The organism is Acidobacteriota bacterium, from assembly GCA_009691245.1.
Classification (GTDB): Bacteria; Acidobacteriota; Terriglobia; order 2-12-FULL-54-10; family 2-12-FULL-54-10; genus SHUM01.
Genome location: SHUM01000001.1, coordinates 157,473 through 169,783, shown reverse-complemented (window position 1 = coordinate 169,783; position 12,311 = coordinate 157,473). Strand labels below are relative to the sequence as shown.

Annotated in this window: 7 protein-coding genes; 2 read left to right on the top strand and 5 right to left on the bottom strand. The window is 59.2% G+C overall.

Going from position 1 to position 12,311, the window contains the following annotated elements; all coding sequences use genetic code 11:
* Positions 1-114: 114 nt before the first annotated feature.
* From EXQ56_00735 to EXQ56_00725, 3 genes are all read right to left on the bottom strand, one after another.
* The gene (locus tag EXQ56_00735; protein MSO18985.1) at positions 115-2,100 is read right to left on the bottom strand and encodes a hypothetical protein; all 1,986 of its coding nucleotides are present in this window, start codon (positions 2,098-2,100) and stop codon (positions 115-117) included.
* A 257-nt stretch (positions 2,101-2,357) separates the two neighbouring features.
* Entirely contained in the window at positions 2,358-4,274 is a 1,917-nt protein-coding gene (locus EXQ56_00730) for a thiamine pyrophosphate-binding protein (protein ID MSO18984.1), read from the bottom strand.
* Positions 4,275-4,303: 29 nt separating this feature from the next.
* Positions 4,304-4,819, bottom strand: coding sequence for a helix-hairpin-helix domain-containing protein (locus EXQ56_00725; protein ID MSO18983.1), 516 nt, complete (start codon positions 4,817-4,819; stop codon positions 4,304-4,306).
* Between the two features lie 686 nt (positions 4,820-5,505).
* On the opposite strand from EXQ56_00725, the gene EXQ56_00720 reads away from it, so the two are divergent.
* Positions 5,506-6,702 carry a hypothetical protein gene (locus tag EXQ56_00720; protein ID MSO18982.1) on the top strand — a complete coding sequence of 399 codons (1,197 nt, stop codon included), beginning with the start codon at positions 5,506-5,508 and terminating at the stop codon, positions 6,700-6,702.
* Positions 6,703-6,705: 3 nt separating this feature from the next.
* Entirely contained in the window at positions 6,706-7,455 is a 750-nt protein-coding gene (locus tag EXQ56_00715) for a hypothetical protein (GenBank protein ID MSO18981.1), read from the top strand.
* 583 nt (positions 7,456-8,038) lie between these two features.
* Here EXQ56_00715 and EXQ56_00710 read toward each other — a convergent pair.
* Together EXQ56_00710 and EXQ56_00705 are read right to left on the bottom strand one after the other, a co-directional pair.
* Positions 8,039-11,239: a TonB-dependent receptor gene (locus EXQ56_00710; protein ID MSO18980.1), complete on the bottom strand. Its 3,201-nt coding sequence runs from the start codon at positions 11,237-11,239 to the stop codon at positions 8,039-8,041.
* A 236-nt stretch (positions 11,240-11,475) separates the two neighbouring features.
* On the bottom strand, positions 11,476-12,282 hold the full coding sequence (locus EXQ56_00705; GenBank protein ID MSO18979.1) for a dienelactone hydrolase family protein: 807 nt from the start codon (positions 12,280-12,282) through the stop codon (positions 11,476-11,478).
* Between the last annotated feature and the right edge of the window lie 29 nt (positions 12,283-12,311).

Sequence of the window (12,311 nt, the reverse complement as noted above, 5' to 3'; positions counted from 1 at the left end):
CAGAAAGAAAGGGGCTGGCAAGGCGTCTCTATCAGGGAAACGCCACCAGCCCCAGATTGGTGATTACGACAAATCGAGGGTTAACGAATCAGCGTCAAGCTGATATCGAGCCAACTATTCGCCGCTGCCCCCGGGGTTCAGCAAATCGACCGCCTCGGGTTTGTCGTCTATAAAGTCCCACTTGGCCTGAGGGCCAACCGCGGGCTGACCCAGAACCCTGGCGAACTCTTCGCGCAGAACCATGGTCTTGTTGCCCACCACGGTCATCAGCGGATAGATCGTCTGGAACTCGTCGATCGGCACGGTGAGGTAGTCCTTGTTCCAGACCACATAGTCGGCGAACTTGCCCGGCTCGAGCGATCCCAGTTCCTTCTCGCGCAGAACGTATAAGGCGGCCCAGATGGTGCTCATCTTGAGCAGCGTTTCACGATCCACTGCGTCCACCTTGGAGATGGTGTCGCCCCAGCGGTTGATGCGGGTGATGAAAGGTTTGGCGTCGAGATGCATCGGCTCGACGGTGTTTTCGGGCCTGGACATGTCCACACCCAGCTCGGCTTCAAACGTCGCGTAAACGCCGGCCTTGATGGTACTGGCGATGGGTGCCAGGCGGTTCTCGTACTTCATGCCGTAGATTTGCAGGTACGGAGCGCTACGCGTGAGCGCGTTGGTGGTGCAACTGACCATCCATCCGAACTTCGCCATGCGGGGAAGCTGGCTGGGGGTGGGATAGAATCCACAGTGGTCGCTAGTGAAGCGGCGGGACTTGAAGAACTCATTGCTGAAGCTCTCCGGGTTGTCCTTGATCAACTCGTCCATGATGTCGAGAACGTAATCGACACCCTTGTCGCCCCAGGAGTGGTTGACCACATAGCGGTAGCGCGAGCGGATCGCCGCGTAGACGGCCTTCCAATATTCATTGCCAGGCTGAATGATGCACTCTTCCTTGGCCTTGAACTCGGCTGGGGCTTCCATCGTCGTGCAGACAGCCGGCGGGCCGTTATCGATGCCGCCCAGCGTGATGCCAACGTTCCAGAAGTAATTGGTGCGATCACCCAGACCAGCGTAATCACCGGCGCGCAGGAAGCAGCCAGGGATGTCCACTTCGATCTGCTGGCAATAGCGGTTGGAGAATGCGAAGCGCACCGGCATGCGGCCTTCCTGCACCAGTTGGGTATAGGCGGGCATCTTGCGCAGGCCGACGATGTGCGAGCTGAACGTGGTCATGCCCACGACAGTCTGATATTCCAGATAGTCGCGGATGACGTTGGCAAGCTCGCCCATGTGCTTATCGAAGTAGAAGTCCGCCACCAGCGAGCGGCCCATGGTGGTGTCGATGGTGATGGCTTTCTTCTCATTGGCGTCGGTCGGTTCGACCTCATACCAGTCGAGGAACGCATTGCGCGCAGCGGTGTTCCACAAAAACGCCGGGTGCGCGCCGACAAAAACGGGGAGCTTGGGAGCCAGCTTATCCAACTGATCGCGGCTCATCGTCTTCTTCATCAGATAGTCGATGCCAAGACCCGACCCGGACTGCCCAGTCGGCAGATCGATCCAGGCCCATTGGCCGGGGATCGGTCGCGCCATCTGTTCCTTGATGACCAACTCGATGCCCTTGGTGATGTCATCGAAGGTTTTGCCGGTAACGGTGAAATTCTTGCGGATGGCCTCCGTCTTCTCCGGATGGTTGCGCGCCCAGGTGTTGACGGCGGCATCGTGAAGATGGGTGTGGGTGTTGATGATCCCAGGCGAAACGAAGTGGCCCTTGACGTCAATCTTCTTCGTCTGGGGACCAGAGAGACTCATCATCTCAGCGTCGGAGCCGATGGCCAGGACGCGGTCGCCCTTGATAGCCATGGCCTGCACCGTGCGGCCCAGTGAATTTGAGAGCGACATGTCGCTCATGATGACGATCTTGCCATTGTGGATAATTGTGTCCGGATAGGAAACCAACTGAGCAGGCACCCCGTTCAACGTCTGCTGCGCCATCGCGCCGATCCCACCCGAAAGAACTAACACCAGCCCTAGCAACCATCGACCCATTCCATGCTTCATGTGGAGACTACTCCTTTCAAGCAATCGATCTAGTGTAAAAAAACTCATAAGTTTGCAGCGCAGCAAGCAGGACCACCAGCCTTGTCGACAAAGCCAACTGACCCATTGTTTTGGACGATTCAGATCTCAATAGGGCCCTGATTCCGCAAACCGCGATTCTGCACGATGCACGTATGCTACAAAACCCCAGATTGAATTGCAACACGTATTCCAAGCCTAAAAACAGGAACACCGGGTGGGTCTGAACGATTCCCTTGCGGGAGTCGTCCAACCTGCCCGGTGTTCGCTGCCAGCGTCAATTTTAGCTATACGTTTCTGGTGCGCGTGGCGGCCAGGGAGTAATGCGGCGACCACGGGTTTTCCGCTCCCACGCCGAAGGTCTTCAGGTGTACGTCCAGCATATACGGACGTCCGTCCTTCAACGTTTTCAGTGCGCGGGCGATCGCAGGTTTGAGGTCCTCGGAGTTCTCGACCAGTTCGCCCTTGATGCCATAGGCCTCGGCCAGTTTGGTATAGGCCACGACGGGACGAGTTAACTGCGAGATGTAGTCGCGGTTGTTCTTGCCGGCTGGGCCCATGTGGCCCATGATCTGCCAGCGTGTTTCCTCGTAGGTGCGGTTGTCCAGAATCACCGTGAGCACGGGGATGTCGTATTTCGACATCGTCCACAGCGAGTCGGTCTGGCCAAACAAGAATCCACCGTCGCCCTGGAAGGAGACCACCTGACGATCAGGCATCGCCAGCTTCACGCCGACTGAAGCACCCACGCCCCAGCCCAGCGCGCGGCCCTCGGTACGGCCGATCTTGTGCATCCCGCCCTTTTCGGCGTAGTTGAAGTAAGTGAGAACCTTCGCTTCCGTGCCCACTTCGTCCACGATGACCGCATCCTTTTCCAACTGGTCCGCAAACTCAATCATCATGCGCTGCCAGGGAACCGGACTGCCGTTAGCGCGTCGGGCCGCCGCGGCTTGCGAGGCGTGCAGTTTGCCGGTGTAGGCCGTGCAATCCGCGCGACGCTGCGCCGTGCGCTTCTCCAAGTCCTGCTTGGTGGCCATGCTCTTCACCGCCGCGACGAGGTCCTCGGCCACCTTCTTCAGATCGCCCACCAGCGCTCCGCGCAACGGCGTCTGCCGCCCGATGGCCCCTGGATCAACGCTGGCCTGGATCAACGCTGCGCGCCGCGAGAACGCGCCGCCAAAGGGTGAGCGCGCGCCGAAGTTGAACAGCAGGTCAATCTCCTTGGGAAAGCGCATTCGGTTGTTTAATTCGCCGAGGTGCAGCGGGTGGAAGTTCGGAAAATCAGCGTGGAAGCTGCGCGCCTGCGTTACAGGCATCGCCAGCATTTCAGCCAGCTCGATCAGCGGCTGCTCGGCCTTGCACTGCGTGGCCTCCGGGCCCACCAGCAGCATGGGCGAGGTGGACTCGATCAGCATTCTGGCGACGCGCTCCACCTCCGCAGTATCGGGCCGCAGGTTCATGGGGATATTGAAAGCCTTGCCGGAATAGATGGTGCTGGTTACATTTTCCTTATACAGCAGGTCGCGCGGGATGCGCAGAGAGGTGGGACCGCAGGGCATCACCGTAGCCATCTTGTAGGCGTTGCGAATCCACTCCGGGATGCGATCCGGTTGCTCGACGACCCAGCGCAGCTTGGTGTATTGCGCCACAGCCTCGATCCAACTGTCCACATCTTCATGGCTGTCGGTGCCTTCGCGCGCCGTATCGGCGTGGTCGGACAGGATGATCAGCGGGGTGCGATCCTTGTGCGCGTTGTACATGTTGGAAGTGGAGTGCGGCAGACCCACGCGGCTGTGCATGCAGTAGCCCACTTTGCCCGACGCCATCGCATAGCCCGCCGCCTGCGCCACCACTTGGCCTTCGTGCGTAGCCTGGATCGACTGCAACTGCGGGCGGGAGACAAACGCGTCGCACAGCGGCCCGAGGCCCGAGCCGTTGCTGACGAAGATATACTTGGCGCCGGTCTCGACAATCTGATCGGCCATCAGCTCGCCGCCCGTGCCTTTCACCGTGCGCGTAAACTCCTCCGCCGCCTTGGCGCCTGCCTGCAGTGGCGCGATGGACTGCGCCGCGGATTGCGCTGCCGAAGCAGAGTAGCCCGCCGCCAGCATCCCGGCGACAAACCCGCGCCGCGAGATTTTCTCGGTCAACAGTTCTCCAACTAGCCGTCGCATCATATGTTCAAGCCTCCTTGAGCGATCCATCCCCAGCCGAGATTCCCCCGCTCACAAACCTAAAATTCGATTCGATCCCTGGCCGTCTCCACCTTCTTCGCGTCGACTCCGGCTACCTTCTGCACATCCGCCAAGACGGTGAACTTGCCGTTCTTCTCGCGGTGGTTGACAATCGCCTCGGCTTCGAGCGGCGTGAAGGACAGGTTCTTTTGCAGGTCAATCGCCTTGGCCGTGTTGATGTTTATCTTGCCGACGGCCTTGCCGAAGTTGGCCGCGAGGTAATCGATCACCGGCTGAATCTCGTCCTCCATCAGCGGCGCGCCGCGTCCGATCATGTCCGTGACGATATACTCCCAATCGGCCTTGCTCAACCGCGACTCGGTTACAAAGGCCAGGCTATGGCACTGCGTGCAGATGCCGGCTACCGTTTCCTTTCCGGCGCCATCAGGCAGGCCCTGAGCCTGCGCAGGCAACGCCGCAGCGAACATGATCGCCGCGCTCAACATGATAGCCGGGCGCAACTTTATAGCCGTACTCAACCGCGGCTGGCTTACCCACCTCATCAGAGTGCGCATGGAAAACAATTCCTCCTCGGAACGAATGAATCAGGAACCCTGGAACGGCAAAAGAAATTTCCACCGAATGGTGTGAGAATGACCGATTGGAATCCGCGTGTCAAGTCTTGTTTGCGGTCTTGTTTGCGGACAGAGAATTTAGCGTGGGGGACTTCCGCGGTTGCCCGGAGGGCACCACCGTGAGTAGCCGTCCCGGCACGCCGGGACGGTCGGCGCGCCAGGAATCATACCCTCCGCGCTCAAGTCCGCCACCGCATCGGAATCATCGGATAGTGAGTCAGTTTGAATCGCGAGCCATGGGTTCTCCAAACCCTAGCCAACTAAGAAGGATCCATTTTCCAGAACGCCGTTTCGGGATAGTTTCGTATGATGCACTACTCGGGAATTGAAACGGCAGATAGGTAAACGCTGCGCCGTCATTCGCGGGTAATCTTTGAACGCACAACTTTGGTTCACCCTGTGCCGAAACTCCGGTGGAAAACTTTGGCAGGAATCTCTTCCATTTCAATTCGGGCGGAGCCGAGCCTACCCGTGTCAAAACCACATGGTTTCCGAATCATCTTTTCTAACCTTTGCAGGACTGAACCCTGTTTCCCCTGGAAGTGAAAAGGTGGACCCACGCCGCAGTATTTGGTATCTTCGAGACAGCGAAAAGTGCATGTAGACTTGCCATTCAGGAGAACATCATGGAGGCAGGCATCTTTCCCGCAAGATACTTAAAGAAGATTTTTCTGGCAGGTCTGGCTGGAAGCTTGTTGGGCCTTGTTTTGGCCACGCCGGCCAGTGCTCAGACAGCAGGCCCGCTGCAACGGATCGGCACCAGCAGTTTCGATGAGATATTTGAAGTCGCGGCCGACGCCACGGGCGTTTACGTCGCGGGACGCACGAGTGGCCTGCTCGGTCAGACCAGTTCCGGAGGAATTGATGCGTTCGTCCAAAAGTATGGGCCCGGCGGCAGCGGCGCTCCGCTTTGGACGGACCAGTTGGGCGCTGGTTTTGCGTACGGGGTGGCCACGGACGGTACGTCTGTTTACGTCACGGGCGCCGCGGATGCCATCTTTCCTGGTGGTGTTGGCGTGGGAGGCCGCGACATTTTCCTTCGGAAGTATGACCTAAACCTAGTACCGATATGGACCCGCCAATTCGGCACTACAATGGCCGATTACTCCACAGCCGTGGCGCTGGACGGCGCCGGCTGGATCTACATAGCCGGCACCACACAGGGAACCCTGCCAGGTCAAACCGCCGCCGGAGGCGGTGATGCTTTCGTAAGCAAGTTTGACGCCAACGGCGACCTGCTTTGGACCCGCCAATTCGGCTCCCCAGGCATGGATCAGCCGGTATGCGTTGCCGCCAACTCTACGTTTGTCCATGTTTGCGGATCCGTTCGCGGCACCTTGCCGGGGCAGCCGCAAGCCTTCCTTGGAGTGGACGATGCATTCGTTCGTCAGTACGCCGCCAATGGGGATGCCGGCTGGACGAAACAGACTGGCACCGCGGGCGGCGATATCGCCGCAGCCGTTGCCGTCGATGGGACCGACGTATATGTCGTGGGAAACGAAAACATCGGCTTGGTTCGCAAATATGACAGCGGCGGCAACCAACTCTGGACGCAGTCGTTCACGATTTCCGAGACCCTGTCGGCGGCGGTCGCGGATGCAGCGGGCGTCTACGTGGCAGGATCGACATTCGCCACGCTGCCAGGCCAGACACGGGCGGGGCTAAGCGACCCGTTTGTACGCAGGTATTCCGGCAGCGGCAGCGTGATTTGGACGCTGCAATTCGGCTCCACCAACGACGACTTGACGGCCGGTATGGCGTCAAACTCCACGGGGCTGTACGTAGCTGGGCGCAGCGGTTCGCCGACGGGAGATTTCGACTGATTTCTGTCCCAGTTGACGGTGCCGCCGACAGCAGCTCCCGCCGTCTTTCCCGGCGGAGTGGTCAACAACGGCAGCTTTGCTCCCAGTCCCGCGCCGGTTGCGCCGGGATCCATTGCCGCCGTGTTCGGTACGAATCTGAACGACGGGTCCACGGTGCTTTCCTCAAGCTTCGGCCCGAACGGCAGACTGGTAACGACGCTGGGAGGAGCGAGCGTTACTCTCAACGGAATTGCCGCGCCGATGTTCTACTCGACGCCGGGCCAGTTGGGCATCCAGATTCCTTTTGAGATGGCGGGGCAGACGTCCGCGTCTATCGTGGTCGCGGCGGGAGGGCAAAGCAGCGCGCAGCAAGCAGTCCCTATAGATGCATTTGCGCCAGGCGTCTTCACGCTGAATCAGCAGGGCACTGGAACTGCAGCGGTCCTGCACCAGAATTTCATTCCAGTCTCGCCGGGGAACCCTGCTCGCCCCGATGAAGTTCTGGTCTTTTTCGCAACCGGACTGGGCGTGGTAACGCCCCCGCTGGCCACCGGCGCGCCGTCCACCGGAAACCAGACCGCTACGGTCGCAACCGCTACCGTGGATGGCATCCCAGCCGCCGTCACTTTTTCCGGCACCGCACCGGGATTCGTGGGACTGAATCAGATCAACGTGCGGGTTCCTCCCGGCACGCGTACCGCTCCCAACATCGTCGTGGTGTTCAGCATCGGCGGAAAACAGAGCAGTCCGGTCACCATTCCGGTCGCTCCGTAAACCAAAACCGTTGTGAGTGTTCTATCTCTCAGATAATTTCTAACAGCAGTTGCGCCGGAAAGATTTCCTTTCGGTTCAAATGCCCATGTCTGTCGATTGGGATTGTAAGACAAGAGTCTGGCAGGATCAAAAGCGACAAATAACCATTCCGGCACATGCACTCCGAAGCAGTCCTTTGGAGAAATAGATCCTGCCTAGTCGGCTAGTGTAGAGTCATCGCAAGAGAAGCAAAAACTCCCAAGAAGTCCCCTTCTGGGAAGCTGAACGGGATTACCCGTGAGTGACGGGGTAGTGTCTACCAGCCGTGCAGGTAACAATTCGACCTGCGATTCCAACTGACCAACTGCCGGACTTTCCCGCGCCAGCACAAAAAGGCCCGCGTCAGCACAAAAAAGGGACCAAGCCAGCATCGGCTTGGTCCCCGTTCGCATCCCAGACCATTTTAACAATTAGACCATTTTGACTTATGGCGTATCAGAGCCCCGACCGCCAGGGAGGGGGCACATTCAACGGGCTGTTGTATCCGGCAAGCGTGCCCCCTCCCTGGCGGTCGAGGCTCTGATACAGCAACTGTAACAATGCGCTAGAAGATCAGCTTCAGCGCGAGTTGGAAGTTGCGCCCGGACTGATTGATGGTCCGGTCAATACGGCCCGCGGTATCCAGCGGAACTGCGCTGGCAGCCAAGGCATCCGTGGGAGCCGTGGGAGTGGCCGTATAGAGCGAGCGCCCGCCGACGGGGATATTGAAGTTGGAGTGGTTGAGCATGTTGAACATCTCGGCGCGGAACTCCATCTTTCCGGTCTCTCCCAGCCAGCCCATGGCTGCTTCCTTGGTGAGCGACATATCCACGTTCACCTGGTTGGGCCCCTGAAGCTGGTTGCGGCCCGATGAGCCCAGGAATCCAATGGCCGGAATGGTAAACGCCAGAGGATCGAAGTAGCGGTCGGGACCACCCAGAATGATGTCATCCTTGCTCCGGCCTAACACCGCATCCGGGTGATCGGCGTTGTTATTGTTGGCGCGTGAGCGCGAGCGGTTGCCGCTGATAGTCGGCGTGAACGGCAGGCCGTTCTTGGCCGTGAAGATGGTGCTGACACGCCAGCCGTTGACCAGCTTGCCCGCCACGCCTTCGCTATCGATGAGCGACGGGATTTGATACAGCGCATTCACTGTCCAGGATTGCCGCGTATCGAAATCAGACGGTCCTTTATCCTGGCTGGGATTGTGCGGCGCAACTCCGGAGTTGGAGGCTCCGCCGGACTCGCCGCCATGCTGACCCTGGGTGGTATCGAGCGACTTGCTCCAGGTGTAGGCGCTCTTGAATTGAATGCCGCGGCTTAGCCGCTTTTCCAGGCTGAACTGGAATGAGTTGTACCAGGAATTCATTCCGGCGGTGATGAACTCCATGTCATTCCAGAATTGATTCACGCGCGGCGCGTTGACCGCCCAGAAATCCTGGCCGTTAATCACCGCGGTGGGAGGAGCAGGATTGCCTTCCTTGGTCCCGTACAAATTCAGTCCGCGAGAACCGGCATAGGCGGTGGAGATCACCATGTTGCCGGGGAGTTTGCGCTCCACCGTCAGGTTGTATTGCAGCATATGCGGCTGCTGCAGATGGTAGTCGATCATGCGCAGCGACGAGCCCTGGAAGTCGATGGCGTTCACGCGCGCCGGAATCGGATGAATGGGGAAAACCAGTCCGGTGGTGATGGTGTTGCTCGAGGAGAACGGCGGCGTCGCGGTGGCATTGATCTGAGCCGCGCCGGTGATGTTGGATACATCGTAGAGCAGCCCGAAGCCGCCGCGAACCGAAGTCGAGGCATCGCCACGCACATCCCAGGCGAAGCCGAAGCGGGGCGAGAGGTTCTTGCGCGATGGATTGTCAAACAGCTCCGACTGCAACACGAAGGCCGTGTCCTTGACCACATCCAGCAGCGCCGAGCCGCGGCCACTGGTCTCATTCACGCTGGAAGTGAACTCGTAGCGCAGTCCAATATTCAGGGTCAGCGTCGGTCGCACACGCCAGTCATCCTGCGCGTAGAAACCATAGGTATCCCAGCGGTAGGTGCGGTCGGTTATCGAGCCGGGAGTCAGCATGGTGAGCTGCTGCGGGATGCCGGCGAGAAAATTGGCGACGGTGGCGAATTGCCACGAGCCGCGCTTGTTGGTGCCCACGTTGGTATAAACGTGGAACCGGTTGATCAGGGTTCCAAATTTCAGATTGTGGTTGCCGCGAGTCAACAGCACGTCATCGCCGAGCGAATACTGGTTCTGATTCAGCACCAGCAAGCGGGAGCCGACCGGCCCCAGCGAGGTGATGCCGCCCTGAATCGCGATTGATCCCATCTGAGTTCCCGGCTGAAATCCAAGTGAAACCTCGGACGGTGAATCGTAGGTCTGGAACGAGCGCAGGAGCGAGAGCCGGAACATATTCAGAACCGACTGGGAGAAGGTGTGGTTCTCGGAGAACGTGGCATATTGTCCGCGGCTGGTGGCGATATCCTGGAATTGCGGGTAGCCGGCGGTGTTGGTCCGTTCGCTGTCCACGAGGGTGTAGCGGAAAAACGTCATATCCGACTCCGAAATATTGTAGTCCCAACGCCCCTGGACAAAGTCTTCGCGCGTGGGACGCTTGAAGATGTAGGAGTAGATGCCAGACGTTGCGCTGATCGATCCGTCTTGATTGAAGATGTTCTCCGTCTGCAACGGGAACTGCTCCAGGTAAGGCCGGATGGCGGGGTTAATGGTTCCCTGCCGGGCCACTGTGCCGGGCACCGTAAGCCTTTGCGTAAGGCCCTTGGACTCGCGCACGCCTTCATAGGAAGCGTGGAAGAACTGCTTGTCGGTAACGATGGGGCCGCCGACCGATCCACCGAAGTTGTTGCGGCGGAAATCGGGCAGGCGCGGCGAAGCAGGCGTTGTCTGGCGGTCGAAGAAGTCGCGCGCGTCCATGCTGCTGTTGCGCATAAACTCGAAAGCGGAACCGTGTATCGTATTGGTGCCGCTCTTGGTGACCACGGTCGTCTGGCTGCCCATGGTCATGCCGTATTCGGCGGGGAACGAGTTGGTGATGACGCGGAATTCGCGGATGGCTTCAATGCCCAGCATCGAGCCGCTCACGCTGACGCCATTGATGCCGCCGCCGGCGACGATGTTCGCGCCGTCCATCATAATGCTGTTCGAGCGAATCGGCGCGCCGTTGCTGCTGTATGCCAGGCCGGTGGCCGTGGTGCTGGTCAGCGAGGTCGGCTTATGCACCGTGATGCCGGTCTGCAATAGCACGAGGTCGTTGAAGTTGCGTCCGTTGAGCGGCAAGTCAGAGACCTGCTGCGCGCCAACCAGTCCGCCGAGCGCACCGCTCGTCGTTTCGACCAGTGGCGCTTCGGCCATGATTGTTACAGTCTCCGTAACCGAGCCGACCTGCAGCGCGAAATTCAAAACCGCTTCCTGCCCAACCGTGAGTGTCAAATTTTGTTGAACCTCAGGGCGAAACGCCGCCGCTTCGGCCCTGATGTCATAGATGCCCACCATCATGGCAGGCAGAATGAAGCGGCCGTCCTGGCCGCTCTGAGTGCTGCGCACAGCGCCGGTTTCGCGGTTCGTGGAGGTAACCATCGCGCCGGGAATCGCCGCCGCGCTCGAGTCCTTCACTTGTCCCGAGATAGTTGCCGTGGGCAACTGCGCCTGCAATGGCGCATCGTTTATCATGACGATTCCGGCGATCATTGCGATTACTAGCCCAAGCACCGATTGACGCGTCCTATAGACACGGGTATTCTTCATTATTTCCTCCTCAAAAACGATCACTTTTGAACGATACCGACCGCCGTTGACTCGACTATCGACCCTACTATTCACGTCTCAGCCCAATGTACTCACATCGGCCAAGCATTAATTTGAAATTAGCACAGCCACAGTCAATCGTCAATTCGAGGGGGTTCCCTACGATGGCACAAAAAAGGACAGAGCCAGAATCGGCTCTGTCCCAGGTAATATTGTCAATTAGTTAAGTCGGAAGACTACTGGTGTTTCTTCAGCAATGTCCTCCAGCGCGCCCAGGCATCCAGGCGAGCTTTCTTGTTGGGATCGGTGCCGGCCGGGTCTTCGCCGCCTTGCATGAAGCCGTGCCCTGCGCCGTCATAGGTCATCGGCTCGTAGACCTTGCCAGCCTCTTTCATATTCTCAATCGTCGACGGGATGGTGGCGTTCACGCGCGCATCCGCGCCACCATAAAACGCGTAAATGGGAGCCTTGATGCGGGCGATTGCTTCCTTGTCGGGCTGCGTCCCGTAGAACACAAACGCGGCCTGCAGATCGGGGCGATTCGTGGCGAAGCGGAACGTCTCATTGCCGCCCGAGCAGAAGCCCGTCACCATCAGTTTGCCGTTCGAGGCGGGCAGCTTCAGTCCGTAGTCGGCCACGGCGTTCAGGTCCGCGGTTACCTGGTCCTTCGACAACTTGCCCATGCCCTCGCGCGCGCCGCCCTCCGGGTACGTGTTGCTGCGCCCGCCAGTGGGACTCATCTGAGAAAGCAGGTCGGGAGCCACCACGATGTAGCCTTCCGCCGCGAGCTGGTCCGCTGCGCTCTCGATCCAGTCGATGAATCCCGCGATAGTGTGAATCATCACGATTACTGGCGCCTTGTCCTTGCGCTCCGGATAGACGACAAAAGTGTCCACCGTGCGATTGCCGTATTTCACCTGCACCCACTCGCGGTGCCGCGGCGATTTCTCCACGCTGTCCCGCGCCCACTGTTGCGCCCCGGCAACGGGGACAAACACCCACGTGGCCAGCAGCAATACCATTCCTGCGACAAATGATTTCATGCAATCCTCCCTAATTGATCCGCGGCTGC

Coding starts and splice junctions, on each gene's coding strand:
- EXQ56_00735 (MSO18985.1), bottom strand. CDS start 2,100: ATGAGTTTTTTTACACTAGATCGATTGCTTGAAAGGAGTAGTCTCCAC.
- EXQ56_00730 (MSO18984.1), bottom strand. CDS start 4,274: ATGGATCGCTCAAGGAGGCTTGAACATATGATGCGACGGCTAGTTGGA.
- EXQ56_00725 (MSO18983.1), bottom strand. CDS start 4,819: ATGCGCACTCTGATGAGGTGGGTAAGCCAGCCGCGGTTGAGTACGGCT.
- EXQ56_00720 (MSO18982.1), top strand. CDS start 5,506: ATGGAGGCAGGCATCTTTCCCGCAAGATACTTAAAGAAGATTTTTCTG.
- EXQ56_00710 (MSO18980.1), bottom strand. CDS start 11,239: ATGAAGAATACCCGTGTCTATAGGACGCGTCAATCGGTGCTTGGGCTA.
- EXQ56_00705 (MSO18979.1), bottom strand. CDS start 12,282: ATGAAATCATTTGTCGCAGGAATGGTATTGCTGCTGGCCACGTGGGTG.